Source organism: Rhizobium sp. 05N430, from assembly GCF_056396985.1.
The window spans coordinates 108,437-129,460 of record NZ_JBFTMO010000004.1; the positions used below are offsets into that span (position 1 = coordinate 108,437).

Here is a 21,024-nt window from a genome sequence, read left to right on the forward strand (position 1 = left end):
TGGAATGGACGTTCAATCGCGCGCAGTCACCCTCATTGGCGTTCCGTTGGAAGAAGGCTCCGGCCGCAGGGGCGCCGCTATGGGCCCGGCAGCACTTCGCATCGCAGGGATCGACCAGACGCTCATCGAGCTTGGTCATGACGTCAAGGACGACGGCGACCTGCAGATCGTGCCGGCTCGAGACCTGCCCAATCATCCGAAGGCCCACAATCTGCGGATCATCGGCGCGTTCACCCGGGCGCTGGAAGCGAGCACCTATGAAGCGGCCGCTGCCGGCCGCCTTCCGCTGATCCTTGGCGGCGATCACGCCCTGTCGATGGGTAGCGTCTCCGGCATGGCACGCTATGCCGCCGAACAGGGCCGCCCGCTGTTTGTCATCTGGCTTGACGCCCACTCGGATTTCAACTCGCCGGAAACCTCGCCCTCCGGCAATATTCACGGCATGCCGGTCGCGTTCTTCACCGGTCAGGCTGACCTCGCCGAAGTTCTTCCGAAGGCCCGGCCGCTGGTCGATCCGCGCAACGTCTTTCAGGTCGGCATCCGCTCGGTCGATGCGCCCGAACGCGAGCTGATCAAGAAGCACGGCGTCAACGTCTTCGACATGCGCTCGATCGACGAACAGGGTATCGCGCCGATCATGCGACAGATCCTTGCTGCGGTGGAAGAAGCCAACGGCCTCCTGCATGTCAGCCTTGACGTCGATTTCCTCGATCCCGATATTGCCCCGGGCGTCGGAACGACTGTGCCGGGCGGAGCGACATTCCGCGAAGCGCACCTCGTCATGGAGATGCTCTGCGACAGCGGCCTCGTATCGTCGCTCGATCTCGTCGAACTCAATCCGTTTCTGGACGATCGCGGCAAGAGCGCCCGCGTTCTTGTCGAACTGACCGCCAGCCTTTTCGGCCGCCGTATCTTCGATCGTCCGACCCGCGCCGCCTAATCCGAGGGAACCAGCCATGAACGCATCTGAAAACCTGATCGCCACCGAACAGCGGCTTGGCGCCCACAACTACAAGCCGCTCGATGTCGTGCTGACCCGCGGCGAAGGCGTCTACGTCTGGGATACCGACGGCAACCGTTACCTCGATTGCCTCTCGGCCTACTCCGCCGTGAACCAGGGCCATTGCCATCCGAAGATCCTGGCCGCAATGGTCGAACAGGCCGGCAAGCTGACACTCACCTCCCGCGCCTTCCGCAACGACCAGCTGGCCCATCTCTATGAAGAGCTCGCGGCACTGACCGGATCGCACAAGATCCTGCCGATGAATTCCGGTGCTGAAGCCGTCGAGACGGCGATCAAGGCCGTGCGCAAATGGGGCTACGAGGTGAAGGGCGTACCGGAGGGCAAGGCAGAGATCATCGTCTGCTCCGACAATTTCCACGGCCGGACGCTCAGCATCATCAGCTTCTCCACCGACCCGGATGCACGCACCGGCTTCGGACCCTATACGCCGGGCTTCCGCACCATCGCCTTCGGCGATGCCGATGCCTTTGCTGCGGCGATCAACGAAAACACCGTCGGCGCGCTGATCGAGCCGATCCAAGGCGAGGCCGGCGTCATCATTCCTCCGGCCGGTTATTTCAAGCGCGTCCGCGAGCTCTGCACCACGCACAACGTCACGCTGATCCTCGACGAGATCCAGACCGGTCTCGGCCGCACCGGAAAGCTGCTTGCGGAAGAGCACGAAGGCATCGAAGCCGACGTGACGCTGATCGGCAAGGCGCTCTCCGGCGGTTTCTATCCGGTGTCTGCCGTTCTTTCGAACACCGAGGTTCTTGGCGTCCTCAAGCCCGGTCAGCACGGCTCCACCTTCGGCGGCAATCCGCTCGCCTGCGCCGTTGCCCGCACCGCGCTCAAGGTGCTCACTGAGGAAGGCATGATCGAGAATGCCGAGAAGATGGGTAACTATTTCCTCGAAGGTCTGCGTTCCATCCGCTCGAACATCGTCAAGGACGTACGTGGCCGCGGTCTAATGCTGGCGATCGAGCTCGAGCCCGAAGCAGGTGGCGCGCGCCAGTATTGCTACGGTCTCAAGGAGCGCGGTCTGCTCGCCAAGGATACGCACGAGCACACAATCCGCCTCGCTCCGCCGCTGGTCATCACCAAGGACCAGGTGGAATGGGCCGTCTCCGAAATCGAGAAGACAATTACCTGAGGTGAGCGGCCTCTTCGGAGGCCGCAACCAACACGAAGTATGTTTGCGTGAACTCACGCATTAAACGCTAATATACATCAGTATATTCAGTCAGTTACTCATTTTTAATCTAACTAATCATATTATTTCAGCAGAAACACCCGGGCGTATTGTGGGGGCAGCGTCCGGGTTTTCAGCTTTATTTGAGATCTGACCTGCCGCATCGAATGCGCCGCAGGCGCGGCGATCTGTGTGCCTGTTTTTGGCAATCGCCCTCGCCCCGCACCGCTTTGGAGTGCTGCAGTCCTTAGAGGGACGACGATGCCGCTATTTTCAGTTATTTCAGGTTCCGACGCCAAGGCCATGTTCTCGGCGCTCAACAAATCGCAGGCCGTGATCGAATTCGACCTGCAGGGCAATATTCTGACGGCCAACGAAAACTTTTGCCGGACGCTCGGCTACGAGCTTTCGGAGATCGCCGGCAAACACCACCGCATATTCTGCGATCCTGACTATGTCGCGTCCGCGGCCTATAAGGATTTCTGGGCCAAGCTCGGCAAGGGCCAGTTCGATTCCGGCGAATACCGCCGCATCGGCAAGGGCGGCCGGGACGTCTGGATTCAGGCGACCTACAATCCCCTGCTCTCCAACGGCAAGCCTTACAAGATCGTCAAGTTCGCAACTGACGTGACCGCGGCCAAGCTCGATTCGGCAAATGCCATCGGTAAGATCGAAGCGATCTCCCGGGCACAGGCCGTCATCGAGTTTACCCCGTCCGGCGAGATCTTGACCGCAAACGGCAACTTCCTTTCCGTCCTCGGCTACAGCCTGGAGGAAATCCGCGGAAAGCATCACAGCATGTTCTGCGAAACGGCCTATACGGCCTCGCCTGCCTACCGCGAATTCTGGACCAAGCTTGCCGCCGGCCAGTTCGTTGCCGAAGAGTTCAAGCGAGTCGGCAAGGGCGGTAAAGTCGTCTGGATCCAGGCGTCCTACAACCCGATCTTCGACATGAACGGTCGCGTCTTCAAGGTCGTCAAGTTTGCGACCGATATCACCAGCCGCGTCCAGGCCGTCGATGAGCTCGGCGAAGGACTGACGCGCCTTGCCGCCGGCGACCTGACCGGCGCCATTGAGACACCATTCCTTCCAGCTCTCGACAAGGTCCGCGTCGATTTCAACAGCGCCGTCGAACGTCTGAGCGGCGCCATGCGCACCGTTGCTGAAAACACCGATGCCATCGCGCACGGCTCCCGCGAAATGACGACCGCTGCCGGCGAATTATCCAGACGGACGGAGCGACAGGCAGCAACCGTTGAAGAGACAGCCGCCGCCCTTGAACAGATCACCCAGACAGTGGCCGACAGCGCCAAGCGCGCCAGTGAGGCTGGCGACCTGGTGGCAAAGACGAAGCTTGGCGCCGGACATTCCGGCAGCATCGTCCGCAAGGCGATCGGCGCCATGGATCAGATCGCCAATTCGTCGCGCGAGATCAGCAACATCATCAGCGTCATCGACGAAATCGCGTTCCAGACCAATCTCTTGGCCTTGAATGCCGGTGTCGAGGCTGCCCGTGCCGGCGAAGCTGGCAAGGGGTTTGCCGTCGTCGCGCAGGAAGTCCGCGAACTGGCCCAGCGCTCGGCAAACGCGGCAAAGGAGATCAAGACGCTGATCACCGCCTCGTCCGAACACGTCAAGAGCGGCGTAACGCTGGTCGGTGAAACCGGCAGCGCTCTGGAAGAGATCGTCTCGCAGGTCACCGAGATCGACGGCAATGTCGTGGCGATCGTTACAGCTGCCCGCGAGCAGTCCACTGGGCTGACGGAGATCAACAAGGCTGTCAACGCCATGGACCAGGTCACGCAGGACAATGCCTCTATGGTCGAGGAGACCACGGCTGCCAGCGGCAAACTCTCGAAGGAAGCCGAAAACCTCCGGGTGCTGCTGTCGCAATTTAGATTTGCGCAACACTCTTTCGCTAAGCTCCACACCAAAGCCACAGAAGCGCCTGCCGCACGCGCAACGCCACGTGGTCAACGCGTAACGAATGTTCGCGCCAATGGCGGCGCAGCCGCTCTGGCTTACGAGAATTGGGAAGATTTCTAATGAGCACCATTAATTCCAATAGTTTCAGTGGCGACACGCTCGAGATCATTGCCTTCCGGCTGCACGATCAGGAATTCTGCGTGAAGACGACGACGATCCGCGAAATCCGTGGCTGGGCGCCCTCCACCCCGATCCCGCATGCACCGTCGGATGTCATCGGCGTGATGAACCTGCGCGGCTCTGTAATCCCGATCATCGACCTTGCCTACAAGCTCGGCATGAAGAGCACGGTCGCCAATGAACGCAGCGCCATTGTTGTCGCGGAAGTCCACAGCATGGTCATCGGCATGCTCGTCGACCGCGTCTCGGACATCCTGACGATCTCTTCCGGCCAGGTTCAGCCCGTTCCTGAGGTCACCGCCTCCTTCGATCGCGCCTATTGCGAAGGTATCATCGCCTCCGAAAACGGCATGATCTGCTTCCTGAACCTCGCGAAAATGTTCAAGGAAAGCGAAGCCGAAGAACTCGTTGCCGCCTAACGGAAGGCAGCGCCACACGAAATCAAAGCCGCCGTCGAGGCGGCTTTTTTGTGCCCAGTAGAAATCACCCATAAGAACTTGGCGTAAAAACAAATCTTATTAGCAATCTCTTTTATACCCTAAATTAACCTTCACACCATCATCATGGGTTGCGAACTGACAGTATTACGATTTCTGATAGTTGCGATTTTCGCGTATAGCGCGATTAATCCGGCCTCAAATCCAAAAGCTGTAAGTTCATCAACTTTGCCTGGCGAGAGCGTCGGCACATGATTGGGGAACGGGGATGCTGGGTTTATCTTCCGATGCAAAATACATTCTTGATGCCATTTCGAAATCTCAAGCCGTTATCGAATTTGATCTGAAAGGCAATGTCCTGAAGGCCAACGAGAACTTCTGCCGGGCGCTCGGCTACAGTCTCGATGAGATCACCGGCAAACATCACAGCATGTTCTGCGATCCGGCCTTGGTCGCAACCGCGGAATACCGCGATTTCTGGACCCGGCTTGGCCGCGGCGAACATGATGCCGGCGCTTACAAGCGGCTCGCAAAGGGCGGCCGTGAGATCTGGATCCAGGCGACCTATAATCCCGTGCTCAAGGGCGGAAAGCCCTTCAAGGTCGTCAAGTTTGCCACCGACATCACCGCCGCCAAGCGTCAGGCGATAGACGACGCCGGCAAGCTCAATGCGATCTCCCGGTCTCAGGCCGTCATCGAATTCAAACCGAACGGCGAGATCCTGACGGCCAACGAAAATTTCTGTAAAGGCTTGGGCTACAGCCTCTCCGAAATCGCTGGAAAGCATCACAGCATGTTCTGCGATCCCGCCTATGCCCGCACCGAAGACTATGCCAATTTCTGGCGGCGTCTGGCAGGCGGCGAGTTCATCGCCAACGAGTTCGTTCGTTATGGCAAGGGCGGCAAGGAAATCTGGATCCAGGCCGCCTACAACCCGATCATCGGCGCCGATGGCCGTGTCTACAAGGTCGTCAAGTTCGCCACCGACGTGACCGAGCGAATGAGCGCGATCAGCCAGCTCGGCAGCGCTTTGAAACATCTCGCGGAGGGCGACCTGACGCAGACGGTCAATACCGCCTTCGTCCCATCGATGGAGCAATTGCGCCACGATTTCAACACTGCGCTGGAAAAGCTGCGGGATACGATGGTGACGATCGGCGAGAACACGGCGGCGATCGCCGCCGGGTCTCACGAGATCGGTGCCGCAGCCGATTCCTTCTCGAAACGCACGGAGCAGCAGGCCGCGTCCATTGAAGAGACGGCCGCCGCACTGGAGCAGATCACCACCACCGTCAACGACTCCAGCCACCGCGCTGGCGAGGCCGGTCAGCTCGTGGCCAAGACGAAGCATGGCGCCGAGCAATCCGGTATCGTCGTGCGCAATGCAGTCTCGGCGATGGGGCAGATCGAGCAGTCGTCCCGCGAGATCACCAACATCATCGGCGTCATCGACGATATCGCCTTCCAGACCAATCTGTTGGCGCTGAATGCCGGTGTCGAGGCCGCACGCGCCGGGGAAGCCGGCAAGGGCTTCGCCGTCGTCGCCCAGGAAGTGCGCGAACTCGCCCAGCGCTCGGCAAGTGCTGCCAAGGAAATCAAGGCGCTGATCAACCAGTCCAGCGAGTTCGTCAAGAATGGCGTCGATCTCGTCGGCCAGACTGGCCGGGCGCTCGAAGAGATCGTCAGCCAAGTGGCCGACATCAATACCAATGTCGCGGCCATCGTCGAAGGATCACGCGAACAGGCGACAGGCATCAAAGAAATCAATCAAGCCGTCAATTCGATGGACCAGGCGACGCAACAGAATGCCGCCATGGTCGAGGAAAGCACCGCAGCAAGCCACAAGCTGACCTCCGAGGCGGAGGTGCTCAGAGCCCTGCTCAGCCAGTTCCGCCTCGGCAACGAGATGCAGCATCGTCCAGCTGCGAGACATACCTCTCCTGCCCTGCAGCTTGTCTCCCGTGTTGCCAGAGCGCACGGTTCAGCCGCACCGGCCGCCGACAACTGGGAAGAATTCTAATCTCCACTCAGGCACACCTGCTCTCCGGTCCTGTTTGCAGGGCCGGTTTTTCTTCGCATCTCTGCAAGCAAGGCGTGCTGCCAAAACCAGCCGGCGCCCCTAATTTTTGATTGAATTAGAATATCATTATAGACAAGCATCGATTTGACGCCTCGTCCTTTGCACCTATTCTGCGAGAATAGCCACATATGCTTTCAGGCAAGGAAATTCTCCGAAATCACAATGAAAACAATCACTATAGAATTCGGTACTTTCCAGAAATTACGCAATAGAAAATATTATGGACGCAGTCTTGCCGATTCTGTTTACAGCTTCTTAGCTGTACAAATAGTCAAAACCAACCTTAGCGCGAAACTCCTACACAATATTAGAATCTACGTATATTCTGATACTGTATCGATCGGAGACCTGAAAACCACTTTTGGTTGCTGCTATCCGATACGGAAAGCGCGCGCTTCCGATTTTGATTTCCAAGCCTGGGCATGGGGTCCTGGCGGAATCGCTTTTGGAGGTTGGAAATGCAGTATCACAAATCGGCTATCACTGTACTCGCCATCAGCTGTGCAGCGTTGATCATGCCGTCCCAAGCTAGCGCCGAAGGCCTTCTCGGTGGCCTCGGAAACGCCCTCAGCGGCGGCTCCAAGAGCAGTACGAGCAGCGGGAGCACAAGCAGCGGCAGCAAAAGCAGTGGCGGCGGCCTCAGCATAGGCGGTAGCAACGGCATCAGCATCGGCAACAATGGCGGGCGCGGCCTCAGCGCGTCCATCGGCGGCTCCAGCGGCGTCAATGCCAGCGTCGGCGGCACATCGAAGGGTGGGCTTGGCGTCAACGCATCCGTTGGCGGATCCGGCGGCATCAATAGCAAGACGAGCATCGGCGGCGGAACAAAGGGGCTCGGAGTCGGCACGACAGCAAGCGTCGGCGGCAGCAAAGGTCTGAATGCTGACGTCAATGCCAATGTCGGCGGCAGCGGCCTCGTCAGCGCCAGGGCGAAAGCTGGTTTGGGCGGCAACACGCTGGTCGATATCGCCCTCGGTGTGCCCGGTATCGATCCGGATGATCCTACTGGCCCTAACGGTCCCAACGGGCCGAACGGGCCGAATGGTCCCAATGGCCCTCGTGGTCTTAATGGGCCGGTCTACTCTTACAATGACATGTCGGCCGCCGAGCGCGCCAAGGTCAAGCTTCGCTGCCGGGACATTCTCGGCTCGGGCGGCTACGAGGCAAGCCTCGTCAAGCTCTGCCGCATGGTCATCGCGATGCGCTGACCTCCTCCCCCGGGACCGTGTCCGGCGCGAGAGGCCGGATGCGGCCTGGTGGTGAAAGCGCCCAACTCCAGAATTCGCGCCTCTCCCCGGAGGCGCCTTTTTCATGAGAAAGGCACGCGTTTGAGACGCGTGCCTTTCCTTGGATTCACCAGGGTTCCGATCAGCCGAACAAGGCAAACGTCGCCTTCAACGTTACCCAGACGCCCCACAGGAGCGGAATGCCGACCAGGGCCCAGGCAAGCGCCGCCTTGGCGTCGAAACCGCCGCGGCCGATGCCGAAGGAGACGCTCGGCCCGGCACTTGCAGCGGCCGACTTGGCCTGCAGCGATGCCACTTCCGCGTCGGACATGAACCACTTGTCGGCAAGCGGCCGGACGAAGAGGTTGGCGATCAGGCCGAGTGCCAGCATCCCGGCGAGGATATACATCGTTCCGGTATAGAGAGCCGGTCCAGGCGCCACGCCCGCCGAGATCTGCGCCTCGCGGATGTAGTTGACGACCACAGGGCCGACGATACCGGCAGTCGCCCATGCCGTCAGCAGACGGCCATGGATGGCGCCGACGAACTGCGTACCGAAGATATCGGCGAGATAGGCCGGAATGGTCGCGAAGCCGCCACCATACATCGACAGGATAATGCCGAAGGCGAGAACGAACAGCGCCTTGTTGCCCATGTCGGCGAGCGTCGGCGCCACAGCGTAGAGAACAATGCCAAGCAGGAAGAACGTATAATAGGTGTTCTTGCGGCCGATCTTGTCCGACAGAGAGGCCCAGAAGAAGCGTCCACCAATATTGAAGAGCGAGAGCAGACCGGCAAAGCCCGCCGCGATTGTTGCGATCGATGCTTTCTGGCTCGCATCGAGCTGCGCGAAGCCGACGTCAGGCAGACCGATCAGTGAACCTGCAAAGATTTCCTGCAGCATCGGCGATGCCATGCCGATGACGCCGATACCGGCGGAAACGTTGAGGCAGAGAACCGCCCAGATCAGCCAGAACTGCTTGGTCTTGTGCGCATCGCGGAGGTGCACGTGCTTGGTGGTGATCATGCTGCTCTTGGCAGCAGGGGCCGTCCAGCCCTCGGGACGCCATCCGGCCGGCGGAATGCGGTAGCCGAAGGCGCCACCCATCATGAAGACGAAGTAGATGGCGGCCATGACCACGAAGGTCTGCCAGACGCCAACAGACGCGTCGGTCTTGAAATAATTCATCAGCAGGTTTGCGAGCGGAGCACCAATCATCGCGCCACCGCCGAAGCCCATGATCGCCATGCCGGTCGCCATGCCGCGACGGTCCGGGAACCACTTGATCAGCGTCGAGACCGGCGAGATATAGCCGAGGCCGAGGCCGATACCGCCGATCACACCGGCACCGAGCCACATTAGCCAGAGCTGATGGGTCATGACACCGACGGCAGCGACGAGAATACCGCCGCACCAGCAGCAGGCGGAAACGAAACCGGCCTTGCGCGGACCGACCCGCTCAAGCCAGCCGCCCCAGACGGCCGCAGAGCAGCCGAGGAGCACGAAGAACAGCGTATAGATCCAGCCGAGATCGGCAACGCGCCAGTCGCAGGTCGTGGTGAAAAGGGCCGAAGCCAGCGTCAGATCCGGGCAGGCCGTCGAGGCGCTGATCCCCAGAGATTTCGACAGCGGCAGCCAGAACACGCTGAAGCCGTATGCCATGCCGATGCACAGATGAATGGCGAGTGCTGCCGGCGGCACGAGCCAGCGGTTGAACCCCGGCTGCGCAATAATCCGCTCACGATCAAGCAGGCCAGCGCCCGCCAGTACCCCTGCTCCTGATGTATCCGCTGCGGTCATGAATGAGTTCCTCCTGGATCTGACCTTGCTGACATGAATCGCGCTCGAACAGGCAAAAACAACCTGCGTCCCCCCTCGCGCGAAACGATGTTTAGTGCCGGATAGGCTCCGCCGGCTCGGGCTTGCGGATCAGGGAAGAGGCCTCGATCACCAAGGGATCGAATCCATTGTTTTCCTGTTCCAGAATTTCAAAAAACTGCCGCCGCATGCGCGGCTCCCAAAATTTATTGATATGTGTTGCAACGCCCTCGACAGCTTCGCTGGCGGGCTGGGTCTTGAAAAAAGTGGCGATCTGGTTAGCCATATAGACGAGCTTGGAACGCGTATCATGCGACATCGGCGATGCTTTCCGGCGAAATGCGGTGAGGATGGGTGAAAATCTCGAAATCATCGCCGCGAACCAGGGCGACCAGCGTCATCCCGGCGTCCTCGGCCGTGCGGATGGCGAGTGCCGTCGGCGCCGAAATCGCAATCAGGATCGATGCGCCGAGAATTGCCGTCTTCTGCACCATCTCGACAGAGATGCGGCTGGTAACGACCACCGCGCCAGCGGCACCAGTTCGGCCGGAACGGATCACCGCGCCGCAAAGCTTGTCCAGTGCGTTATGTCGGCCGACATCCTCACGGACGGCAAGAAGCCCTTCGCCAGGCAGATAGAACCCTGCGCCATGGACGGCACGGGTTTCGCGATGCAGCGGCTGCGCCTCGTTGAGCAGGTTTGCAGCGCGCACAATATCGCCGTGCGTCAGCGCCAAGAGCGAACCGGAAACATCCGGCACTTTGCGAACGGCCTGCTCGATCGATTCGATACCACAAAGGCCGCACCCGACGGGTCCTGCCAAGCTGCGGCGCCGGGCGCGCAGAGCGTCTTCGACATCATCCGCGAGCATGATCTGCACATCGATGCCGATCTCGCTATCGACGGCCTCGATCGAGGAAATCTGCGCCATCGAACTGATGATCCCCTCCGTCAGGCTGAAGCCCACGGCGAAATCCTCAAGATCGTCAGGCGTCGCCATCATCACGGCATGCGAACTGCCGCCATAGGAAAAGGCGATCGGCACCTCTTCCGGCACGATGCGCTCGCCCGGCCTCACCACACCGGCCTTGCGGGCGATGCGGCTGACGGGGATGCGTGTGTGCCGTTCGGACATTACTCCGCGGCCTCCATCTTGCCGGAGATACGGCGGCTCTGGCGGGCCTGCTCGTCATATTCGAGCTGCCACTCGGTCGGCCCGTTGGAGGGCGAAACCTGTACCGCCGTCACCTTGTATTCCGGGCAGTTGGTCGCCCAGTCGGAGAAATCGGTGGTGATAACGTTGGCCTGCGTCGTCGGGTGATGGAAGGTCGTATAGACGACACCGGGCGCAACGCGCTCGGTGATCAGCGACCGCAGTGTCGTATCACCGGAGCGGCTCTGCAGCTTGATCCAGTCGCCATCGCGGATGCCGCGCTGTTCTGCATCGTGCGGATGGATTTCCAGCCGGTCTTCCGCGTGCCAGGCAACGTTCTCGGTGCGGCGCGTCTGCGCTCCCACATTATACTGGCTGAGAATACGGCCGGTTGTGAGCAGCAGCGGGAAGCGCGGGCCGGTGCGTTCGTCAGTCGCGACATACTCGGTGCGGATGAACTTGCCCTTGCCGCGCACGAAGCCATCGACATGCATGATCGGCGATCCCTCGGGATGCTTCTCGTTGCACGGCCACTGAACAGAGCCCATCTTTTCCAGATAGTCGTAGGACACCAGCGCGAAGCTCGGCGTACTCGCCGCGATCTCGTCCATGATCTCGGACGGATGCTTGTAGTTCCAGTTCAGACCCATCGCCTGCGCGAGCTTCTGCGTCACTTCCCAGTCGGCATAGCCGTTCTTCGGGGTCATCACCTTGCGCACGCGATTGATGCGCCGCTCTGCATTGGTGAAGGTTCCGTCCTTCTCCAGGAAGGTCGAGCCCGGCAGGAAGACATGCGCATAGTTTGCAGTCTCGTTGAGGAAGAGGTCCTGGACGACGACGCATTCCATCGCGGCAAGACCGGCTGCGACATGCTTGGTATCCGGATCGGATTGCAGGATGTCCTCGCCTTGGATGTAGAGCCCCTTGAAAGTACCATCCACAGCCGCATCCAGCATGTTCGGAATGCGCAGGCCCGGTTCGTTGTTGAGCTTTACGCCCCACAGCTTTTCGAAGACATCGCGCGTCGCGTCGTCGGAGATATGGCGATAGCCCGGCAACTCGTGCGGGAACGATCCCATGTCGCACGAACCCTGCACGTTATTCTGGCCACGCAGCGGGTTCACGCCGACCCCTTCGCGGCCGATATTGCCTGTTACCATTGCCAGGTTGGCGATCGCCATGACGGTCGTCGAACCCTGGCTGTGCTCGGTAACGCCGAGGCCGTAATAGATCGCGCCATTGCCGCCGAGCGCATAAAGCCTGGCCGCACCGCGCAGATCGGCAGCCGGAACGCCGGTGAACTTCTCGGTCTCCTCGGGGCTGTGCTGCGGCTCCGAAACGAAGGCCGCCCAATCCTCGAATTCCGACCAGTCGCAGCGCTCGCGAATGAATCTCTCGTTGAACAGACCTTCGGTGACGATGACATGTGCCAGCGCCGTCATGACGGCAACGTTGGTGCCCGGTCTCAGCGGCAGATGATAGGCCGCCTCGACATGCGGCGTGCGCACCAGATCGATGCGGCGCGGATCGATGACGATCAGCTTGGCACCCTGGCGCAGCCGCTTCTTGAGGCGCGAGCCGAAGACCGGATGGCCATCGGTCGGGTTCGCACCGATGACGACCACGACGTCGGAATGCTCGACGCTGTCGAAATTCTGCGTACCGGCCGAGGTGCCGAAAGCCTGTCCCAGACCATAGCCGGTCGGCGAATGGCAGACGCGCGCACAGGTATCGACATTGTTATTGCCGAAGCCGGCACGGATCAGCTTCTGAACGAGGAAGGTCTCCTCGTTGGTGCAACGTGACGACGTGATGCCGCCAACCGCTTCGCGGCCATATTGATACTGGATGCGCTTGAACTCGGAAGCGACATGCACATAGGCCTCGTCCCAGGTGACTTCCCGCCAGGGATCGGAGACCTTCTCGCGGATCATCGGATTGAGGATGCGATCCTTGTGGGTCGAATAGCCATAGGCGAAGCGGCCCTTGACGCAGGAATGCCCGCGGTTTGCCTGACCATCCTTCCACGGCACCATACGCACCAGCTCTTCGCCGCGCATTTCCGCCTTGAACGAGCAGCCGACGCCGCAATAGGCGCAGGTGGTGACCGCCGAATGCTCCGGCTGGCCAATCTCGATGACCGACTTCTCGGTCAGCGTCGCCGTCGGGCAGGCCTGCACGCAGGCGCCGCAGGACACGCATTCGGAATCGAGGAAATGTTCATGCATGCCGGGCGAGACGCGAGAGCCGAAACCGCGGCCTTCGATCGTCAGCGCGAAGGTGCCCTGCACCTCTTCGCAGGCCCGCACACAGCGCGAGCAAACGATGCATTTCGACGGGTCGTAGGTGAAATACGGGTTCGACTCGTCCTTCGGCATCCATTTCAGATTGATCTCGCCATTGCTGCGCGCCTTGACGTGATTATCGCCTTCATAGCCATAGCGAACGTCGCGCAGGCCGACGGCACCCGCCATGTCCTGCAATTCGCAATCGCCATTGGCAGCGCAGGTAAGACAGTCGAGCGGGTGGTCGGAGATGTAGAGCTCCATCACCCCGCGGCGGATATCCTTGAGCCGCCCGGTCTGCGTATGAACTACGAGACCCGAGGCGACCGGCGTCGTGCAGGAAGCCGGCGTGCCGTTGCGGCCTTCGATCTCGACGAGACAGAGGCGGCAGGAACCGAAGGCATCGACCATATCGGTGGCGCAGAGCTTCGGAACCTGAATCCCGGCCTCCATCGACGCGCGCATGATCGAGGTGCCCTCGGGGACGGTGATTTCGCGACCATCGATGGTCAGCGTCACCATCGCTTCGGATTTCGAGGCCGGCGTTCCGTAGTCGATTTCATGAACGAGGGACATGGCGTGCCTCCTGGCTGGAAGAATGAACCGCGGGAGCAAGCTCGCCCCCCTCTGGCCTGCCGGCCATCTCCCCCACGGGTGGGGAGATCACAAGCGGCATGACCGCTACTTCGGCAAAACCGAAGCGGCTTAAAATGTGAAACGGTGAGCCTGCGCCCAGCCGATCTCCCCACCCGTGGGGGAGATGGCCGGCGGGCCAGAGGGGGGCGACTTGCGCCGAAGCAACGATAGAGGCTTCCATCATTCCGCAGCCTCCACCATCGGAGCCGGCGAAAAATCCTCCGGGAAATGCGTCATCGCACTCATCACCGGATAGGGGGTGAAGCCGCCCAGCGCACAGAGCGAGCCGAATTTCATCGTGTTGCAGAGATCGGTGAGCAGCGCCCGGTTCTTCTCCGGCTCGATCCCTTGCGCAATCTTGTCTGCCGTCTCAACGCCACGGGTCGAGCCGATGCGGCAGGGCGTGCACTTGCCGCAGCTCTCGACCGCGCAGAATTCCATCGCGAACCGCGCCTGCTTCAGCATGTCGGCGCTGTCGTCGAAGACGACGATACCCGCATGGCCGATCAAACCGTCCCTGGCGGCGAAGGCTTCATAGTCGAACGGAGTATCGAAAAGCGCCCGCGGGAAATAAGCCCCAAGGGGACCGCCGACCTGAACCGTCTTGACCGGGCGTCCGCTCGCGGTGCCGCCGCCGATCTTGTCGATAATATCGCCGAGCGACAGGCCGAAGGCCGTCTCGTAGAGACCGCCATGCTTGACGTTTCCGGCGATCTGCAGCGGGATCGTGCCACGCGAACGGCCCATGCCGAAATCACGGTAGAAGGCAGCGCCCTTGTCGAGAATGACAGGCACCGATGCCAGCGAGATGACGTTGTTGATCACGGTCGGAGACGCAAACAGCCCCTTGTGAGCAGGCAGCGGCGGCTTGGCGCGCACGACACCGCGCTTACCTTCCAGGCTGTTCAGCAGCGCCGTTTCCTCGCCGCACACATAGGCACCGGCGCCCATGCGCACTTCGATATCGAAGGCCTTGCCCGAGCCCATGACCGACGGACCGATCACCCCGGCCTTTCGGGCGATCTCGACCGCCTCCGTCATCGCCGCGATCGCATGCGGATATTCCGAGCGGGTATAGACAAAGCCCTTGGTGGCGCCTGTCGCAAGCCCAGCAATCGCCATCCCCTCGATCAGCACGAAGGGATCGCCTTCCATGATCATCCGGTCGGCAAAGGTACCGCTATCGCCTTCGTCAGCATTGCAGACGATGTATTTGCGCGGCCCCGAAGCGTCGAGAACCGTTTTCCATTTGATACCGGTCGGGAAGCCGGCGCCGCCTCGCCCGCGCAGCCCGGAATCGGTGACTTCCTTGACGATTTCCGCAGGCGCCATCTGAGCGGCACGCTTTAGGCCCGCCAGGCCACCATGCGCCTGATAATCCTCAAGCGACAGCGGATCGGTGATGCCGCAGCGGGCGAAGGTCAGGCGGGTCTGTTCCTTGAGGAATGGGAGGCTTTCGACCTCCCCAAGACAGAGCGCGTGATCGCCGCCGGACAGCAGCCCGGCCTCGAACAAGCCCTCGATATCCTTGGCCTTCACAGGACCATAGCCGATACGCTTGCCTTCGATCTCGACTTCGACGAGCGGCTCCAGCCACAGCATGCCGCGCGAGCCGTTGCGCACCAGCTTCACATCGAGGCCGCGAGCCGCAATCTGCGCGGCCACTTCCTTCGCAACCTTGTCGGCGCCGAGCGAAAGCGCCGCCGCATCGCGGGGAACAAAAATCTTGACGGTCATCGCCGCACCTCCGCAACGAATTCGGCAACCGTCCCGTCATCGACGCGGCCGTAAAGCTCGCCGTCCAGCATCGCCGCCGGTGCGCAGGCGCAGAGCCCGAGACAGTAGACGGGCTCCAGCGTGACGCTGCCGTCGAGCGACGTCTGATGGAAATCGATACCCAAAAGCGACTTGACCCGGTCAGCCATGGCGTCTCCGCCCATCGACTGACAGGCCTCGGCACGACAGAGCTTCAGAACGTGGCGTCCAGCCGGATGATCGCGGTAGTCGTGGTAGAAGGTCATCACGCCATGAACTTCGGCGCGCGACAGATTCAATTCGTCAGCGATCACAGGAAGCGCTTCCTGCGGCACATAGCCGAACTCATCCTGGACTTCATGCAAGATAGGAAGAAGCGGACCTTCGAGAGACCGAAGGCTCGAGACGATCGCGCGCGTACGCGCGGCAACATCGCCGGTGGCGACATGGGCATTCATTTTGGCAGGCCTCCCAGGGCTTCCCGTTTCAGCCGCCACACCAGCCTCCCCCAGCTTGGTATGACATTGTGACAGGAAGTGTCTCAGGGAACATGCAGGCGATCAATAAAGCTGTTCCGTCGATTGATAGGTTTTTCCTATCGAAGATCTTCGCTCTCCGCGAGTATCCTTGCCTCATGCAACAACGCAGAGACGAGTGGCGTGAACGGCTCGCGATGTGTCGCGACCAGACCGACAAGATGATCGGCCTCCGGCTCGACAATCGGGATCATCCGGATTTCAGCCGGAAAACCGAAGGATTCGGCCACATTCCGTGGCATGATGCTTGCCCAGCGGCCAGTCCGCACGTGAGAGAACAGCACGATCATCGACCCTGACTCCAAAGTCGGATGCGCCGTCGCACCGGCCTCGGCCAGATGCCGGTTGATGATCCGGCGGTTCTGCATGTCCGCAGTCAATAGACAAAGCCGAAGATGACCCACCTCGCGCCACGTCACAGTTTCGCGATCGGAAAGCGGACTGCCGGCAGCTGTGATCAGGTTGTAGCGCTCCGCGTAGAGCGGAACCGTCGTCACCCGCCCGAGCGGTTCGTTCTCCAGATAGGTGATCCCGGCATCGATCTCGAGATTTTCGAGCATGCTCAGAACCTGCAGCGAGTTGCGCGACACGATCGAAAAGGTAACGTCGGGGTGCCGCTCCTGAAATGGCGTGGTGATCCGCGGTAGCATCGCCAGCGCGGTTGGAATGGAAGCGATGCGGAGATGACCGGAAAGACCCTTGCGGGCGGTGCGCATCTCCTCGCGCATCGTGCGGGTATCGCCGACGATCCGGCGCGCCCACTCAAGCACACGCTGTCCCTCGGGTGTCAGCCCCTGGAAGCGCGAACCGCGCTGCACCAGCATGACGCCCAGCTGGTCCTCCAGCTGGCGGATCGCCGCCGAGAGCGTCGGCTGCGAAACGCCGCATTCCTCGGCCGCGCGGCCGAAATGCTTTTCATTGGCAAGGGCTATGAAGAATTCCAGTTTATCGATCATCCGGTCTCCCGCCGAACTTCCTGTTCAGGCATCTTTGGCCGGAGAACACACGCTTAGCAAGAGCGGCTATCGGGCCGCTGCGGCTCCAGGAAACAGCGCGAAAAGCGAATCCAGGAAGGAGGCGACACTCTCGTTTCCGAGGCTGTAATAGACGAGACGTCCCTCACGGCGGGTATTGACCAGACATTCCATCCGCAGCCGCGCCAGCTGCTGCGAGACCATCGCCTGCTGCACGCCGAGCAGCTCTTCGATCTCGCTGACGGTCTTTTCCTCTTCGGCAAGAATGCAGAGAATGAGGAGCCGCGTCTGGTGCGCCATTGCCTTGAGGAGGCTGCTTGCTTCGTGAGCTTTCTCAGCAAGCTTCTTCAATTCCTGACCAGCTGTTCCCGGCGCAGTTGTAGGCAAAGGCATTCGGATTCTCTGATGGACGCGTTAGGACGGGCCCAAGCGATAGCATATTCGCACAGTTATACTGCGCAATTTTACTAAAATACCAAAAATAGTCCAAGTAAATCAGCAGATAAGCTGGCCGCCGTTGATTTCCAGGACTTGGCCGGTGATGTAGCCGGAGAGCGAGGGCGCAGCCAAAAACAGATAGGCAGGGGCGCAGTCCGCAGCGGTTCCGAGCCGCTGCAGCGGAATGGTTTTGCGGGTCTGCTCCAGCTTTTCGCGCGACGAATAGCGCTCGTGGAAATCCGTCTCGATCGTCCCCGGTGACACGCAATTGACACGGACCGCATCGGGCGCGAGCTCGCGCGCCAACGCCTTTGAATAGGTGGAAACGAAGGCTTTCGAAGCCGAATAGATCGCCGATCCCGGACTCCCGCCGGTCAGGGCCGAAATCGACACGGTATTGACGATCGCCGCGCCGTTGGCGGCCCGCAACGCCGGGAGAAGCGCACGCGTCACCTCGACGACGGATGTCTGATTGAGCCGGGTGATCGCTTCATATTCGCTGTCGGTAAGCTCGCCTGCCGGAAACCGGCCGACCATCGTGCCCGCATTGTTGACCAGCACGTGGACGCTGCCGAACGCCTGAAGAACCTGATCCGCAAATTTTGCGGTACCGCCGGAAGCGGTAAAATCGCCAGCGATCAGCACCGCACGGCCGTCCGCTTCCGCAGCCGTCAGGAAGTCTGGCAGCTGCCGTTCGGTGCCCCGGCCGGTATGAACGGCAACACGCGCACCGCAATCAAGAAATTGCCGGACGACTTCGAGGCCGATGCCGCGGCCCGCGCCGGTGACGACAACATTGCGGTTTTCGAAAAGCTTTGGATCAAACACGCGATGGCCCTCCCGGCGTCGGCTTTCACTCGCCGATTGCGCAATTTTCGCTTTAACATATGATCGCAAAAAACGAAAGAAAGGGAGGCGCAGCATGTTTCTGTCCGGACGGCAGACCGAGATCCTCGATATCGCCAAGTCCGAGGGCCGCGTGCTGGTAGAAGATCTGGCGGCGCGTTTCTCGGTGACCCCGCAGACCATCCGCAAGGATCTCAACGATCTCTGCGACAGTCGTGTGCTGACCCGCATCCATGGCGGCGCGATCTTTCCGGGTGGCACGGAGAACGTCAAATACGAGGCACGGCGCTCGATCGCCGCCAACGAGAAGACGGCGATCGGCCGGGCAACCGCAGCCCTCATCCCCAACAATGCCTCTCTGTTCATCAATATCGGCACGACGACCGAAGCCGTTGGCGAAGCACTGATCGACCATCATGAGCTGATGGTCATCACCAATAACATCAACGTCGCCAGCCGCTTGCGGCTCTTCCCCTCGATTGAGGTGGTGATCGCTGGCGGTGTCGTGCGCCATTCCGATGGCGGCATCGTCGGCGAGGCGGCCGTGGATTTCATCCGCCAGTTCAAAGTGGATTATGCCGTCATCGGCGCATCCGCGATCGATCCCGATGGCGCGCTGCTCGATTTCGACTACCGCGAAGTCAAGGTTGCCCAGGCAATCATGGCCAACGCCCGGCACGTGGTCCTGGTCGCCGATTCCACCAAGTTCGAGCGCACCGCGCCTGTCCGTATCGGCCATCTCTCGCAGGTCCACACCTTCGTCACCGATGAATGCGCCCTGGATTCGCTGCGGCGGATCTGTTCCGAGGGCGGTATCAGCCTGGTTGAGACCAACAGGACGGACGGCGGGAAAGATTAAATCTGCATCGTCGCAAAAGGTTCGTTTGACATTCACTTTCTTTCGTTTTAGCGCTTAACAGATTTCATTTTTAAGCACTAAATCATTGGAGAGCGTGCGTGAGCGGGCAGATTTTCGACCTATTCGTGATCGGCGGCGGTATCAACGGCTGCGGGATCGCCCGGGATGCGGCTGGCCGCGGCTATTCTGTAGCGCTGGCCGAGATGAACGACTTCGCCTCGGGCACGTCGTCGGGTGCCACCAAGCTCATCCATGGCGGTCTGCGCTATCTCGAGCATTACGAATTCCGGCTGGTCAGGGAATCGCTGATGGAGCGCGAAGTGCTCTGGGCGATGGCCCCGCACATCATCTGGCCGATGCGCTTCGTGCTGCCCTATCACAAGGGCGGCATCCGCCCGGCCTGGCTGATCCGTCTCGGGCTGTTCCTCTATGATCACTTGGGTGGCCGCAAGCTTCTGCCGCCGACGGCAACGCTCGACATGCGAACCGATCCGGCCGGCAAGCCGCTGAAGGCGCTGTTTGCCAAAGCCTTCGAATATTCCGACGGCTGGGTCGACGATGCCCGCATGGTGGTGCTGAATGCCAGGGATGCTGCCGACAAGGGAGCGCTGATCATGCCGCGCACGAAAGTCGTCTCCGCACGGCGGGAGAACGGCCTGTGGACGATCGAGACGGTCGATACGCTGTCGGGCCGGGCTTCAACGCATCACGCCCGCATGCTGGTCAATGCCGCCGGTCCCTGGGTCGACCATGTGATCCGTGCCGCGTTCGGCGAGAACGAGGCACGCCATGTCCGGCTGGTCCAGGGCAGCCACATCATCGTCAGGAAGAAGTTCGAGGGTCCGAAGGCCTATTTCTTCCAGAACCCCGACAACCGCATCATCTTCGCCATTCCCTATGAGACCGACTTCACGCTGATTGGCACCACGGACCGCGATTACACCGACGATCCCAAGGATGTCAGGATCTCGGAAGAGGAGACCAGCTATCTCTGCAATGCAGCCTCCGAGTATTTCAAGGAGCCGGTGAAGCCGGAGGATATCGTCTGGACCTATTCGGCGGTTCGCCCGCTGTTCGACGACGGTGCGTCGAAGGCGCAGGAGGCGACCCGCGACTATGTGCTGAAGCTCGAGGGGAAAGACGGCAGCGAAGCTAAAAATGCGCCGCTGCTCAATGTCTTCGGCGGCAAGCTGACGACCTACCGGCGGCTGTCGGAACATGCCCTGGAAAAGGTCGGCGAGGCGATCGGCGTCAAAGGCCGTCCGTGGACGGCAAAGAGCCATCTGCCCGGCGGGGATTTTCCGGTGCAGGGTTATGAGGCCGAGGTTGGCAAGCTGAAGGCTACCTACCCGTTCCTAACGTCGGCCCATGCAAGGCGGCTGACGCGCCGCTATGGCACCAGGGCCAATGTGCTGCTCGGCAAGGCCGCATCCACGGCTGATCTCGGCAGGCATTTCGGATCGGATCTCTATGAGGCCGAGGTGCGCTATCTCATGCAGAACGAATGGGCCTTCACCGCTGAGGATGTTCTCTGGCGGCGCAGCAAGAAGGGGCTCTATCTCAGCAAGGAAGAGGCCGCGGCCCTGGAGAGCTTTCTGCAGGCTGAGAGGCTCTCCGCCTAAATGTCCTCAAGGGGGCAGCGCCGGTCTTTTTGAGCCGGCGCAACCGCTTCCCGTTG

Annotated in this window: 17 protein-coding genes; 8 read left to right on the forward strand and 9 right to left on the reverse strand. The window is 60.7% G+C overall.

Features of this window, described 5'->3' with window-relative positions; genetic code table 11:
* The first annotated feature begins 4 nt into the window (after positions 1 to 4).
* The 6 genes from rocF (at position 5) to AC1DJO_RS11020 (ending at position 8,026) form a co-directional block, all read left to right on the forward strand.
* Positions 5 to 940: an arginase gene (gene rocF / locus AC1DJO_RS10995; protein WP_310296231.1), complete on the forward strand. Its 936-nt coding sequence runs from the start codon at positions 5 to 7 to the stop codon at positions 938 to 940.
* A gap of 16 nt (positions 941 to 956) precedes the next feature.
* Positions 957 to 2,156, forward strand: coding sequence for an ornithine--oxo-acid transaminase (gene rocD / locus AC1DJO_RS11000; RefSeq protein ID WP_477970451.1), 1,200 nt, complete (start codon positions 957 to 959; stop codon positions 2,154 to 2,156).
* 300 nt (positions 2,157 to 2,456) lie between these two features.
* Positions 2,457 to 4,241, forward strand: a complete 1,785-nt coding sequence (locus AC1DJO_RS11005) for a methyl-accepting chemotaxis protein (protein WP_477970453.1) — start codon at positions 2,457 to 2,459, stop codon at positions 4,239 to 4,241.
* Positions 4,241 to 4,720 carry a chemotaxis protein CheW gene (locus AC1DJO_RS11010; protein ID WP_112385744.1) on the forward strand — a complete coding sequence of 160 codons (480 nt, stop codon included), beginning with the start codon at positions 4,241 to 4,243 and terminating at the stop codon, positions 4,718 to 4,720. Before AC1DJO_RS11005 ends, AC1DJO_RS11010 begins: the two co-directional genes overlap by 1 nt.
* Positions 4,721 to 5,006: 286 nt before the next feature.
* Positions 5,007 to 6,758, forward strand: coding sequence for a methyl-accepting chemotaxis protein (locus AC1DJO_RS11015; protein WP_477970455.1), 1,752 nt, complete (start codon positions 5,007 to 5,009; stop codon positions 6,756 to 6,758).
* 518 nt (positions 6,759 to 7,276) lie between these two features.
* Positions 7,277 to 8,026 (forward strand): hypothetical protein, encoded by a 750-nt coding sequence (locus AC1DJO_RS11020; RefSeq protein WP_477970457.1) that lies wholly within the window; start codon positions 7,277 to 7,279, stop codon positions 8,024 to 8,026.
* A gap of 160 nt (positions 8,027 to 8,186) precedes the next feature.
* On the opposite strand, the gene AC1DJO_RS11025 is transcribed toward AC1DJO_RS11020, so the two are convergent.
* The 9 genes from AC1DJO_RS11025 to AC1DJO_RS11065 all read right to left on the reverse strand — a co-directional run bounded on the left by AC1DJO_RS11025 (position 8,187) and on the right by AC1DJO_RS11065 (position 18,469).
* A complete protein-coding gene (locus AC1DJO_RS11025) occupies positions 8,187 to 9,845 on the reverse strand; it encodes an OFA family MFS transporter (protein WP_477970459.1) in 1,659 nt (552 codons plus the stop codon).
* Between the two features lie 91 nt (positions 9,846 to 9,936).
* Positions 9,937 to 10,182: a formate dehydrogenase subunit delta gene (locus tag AC1DJO_RS11030; RefSeq protein ID WP_112517730.1), complete on the reverse strand. Its 246-nt coding sequence runs from the start codon at positions 10,180 to 10,182 to the stop codon at positions 9,937 to 9,939.
* Positions 10,172 to 10,999, reverse strand: a complete 828-nt coding sequence (gene fdhD / locus AC1DJO_RS11035) for a formate dehydrogenase accessory sulfurtransferase FdhD (protein ID WP_477970461.1) — start codon at positions 10,997 to 10,999, stop codon at positions 10,172 to 10,174. The genes AC1DJO_RS11030 and fdhD overlap by 11 nt, the downstream gene beginning before the upstream one ends.
* Complete coding sequence (gene fdhF, locus AC1DJO_RS11040) at positions 10,999 to 13,878, reverse strand: formate dehydrogenase subunit alpha (protein WP_477970463.1); 2,880 nt, start codon at positions 13,876 to 13,878, stop codon at positions 10,999 to 11,001. The genes fdhD and fdhF overlap by 1 nt, the downstream gene beginning before the upstream one ends.
* A gap of 240 nt (positions 13,879 to 14,118) precedes the next feature.
* A complete protein-coding gene (locus AC1DJO_RS11045) occupies positions 14,119 to 15,675 on the reverse strand; it encodes a formate dehydrogenase beta subunit (protein ID WP_477970465.1) in 1,557 nt (518 codons plus the stop codon).
* The gene (locus tag AC1DJO_RS11050) at positions 15,672 to 16,151 is read right to left on the reverse strand and encodes a formate dehydrogenase subunit gamma (protein ID WP_477970467.1); all 480 of its coding nucleotides are present in this window, start codon (positions 16,149 to 16,151) and stop codon (positions 15,672 to 15,674) included. Before AC1DJO_RS11050 ends, AC1DJO_RS11045 begins: the two co-directional genes overlap by 4 nt.
* A 137-nt stretch (positions 16,152 to 16,288) precedes the next feature.
* The gene (locus AC1DJO_RS11055) at positions 16,289 to 17,185 is read right to left on the reverse strand and encodes a LysR family transcriptional regulator (protein ID WP_112385753.1); all 897 of its coding nucleotides are present in this window, start codon (positions 17,183 to 17,185) and stop codon (positions 16,289 to 16,291) included.
* A gap of 66 nt (positions 17,186 to 17,251) precedes the next feature.
* Positions 17,252 to 17,596, reverse strand: coding sequence for an ArsR/SmtB family transcription factor (locus AC1DJO_RS11060; protein ID WP_477970469.1), 345 nt, complete (start codon positions 17,594 to 17,596; stop codon positions 17,252 to 17,254).
* Between the two features lie 102 nt (positions 17,597 to 17,698).
* Positions 17,699 to 18,469 (reverse strand): SDR family NAD(P)-dependent oxidoreductase, encoded by a 771-nt coding sequence (locus AC1DJO_RS11065; protein ID WP_477970471.1) that lies wholly within the window; start codon positions 18,467 to 18,469, stop codon positions 17,699 to 17,701.
* A gap of 94 nt (positions 18,470 to 18,563) precedes the next feature.
* Here AC1DJO_RS11065 and AC1DJO_RS11070 point away from each other — a divergent pair, with 94 nt between their 5' ends.
* Complete coding sequence (locus AC1DJO_RS11070; RefSeq protein WP_477970473.1) at positions 18,564 to 19,346, forward strand: DeoR/GlpR family DNA-binding transcription regulator; 783 nt, start codon at positions 18,564 to 18,566, stop codon at positions 19,344 to 19,346.
* 98 nt (positions 19,347 to 19,444) lie between these two features.
* Positions 19,445 to 20,968, forward strand: coding sequence for a glycerol-3-phosphate dehydrogenase (glpD, locus tag AC1DJO_RS11075; RefSeq protein ID WP_477970475.1), 1,524 nt, complete (start codon positions 19,445 to 19,447; stop codon positions 20,966 to 20,968).
* Positions 20,969 to 21,024 lie beyond the last annotated feature (56 nt).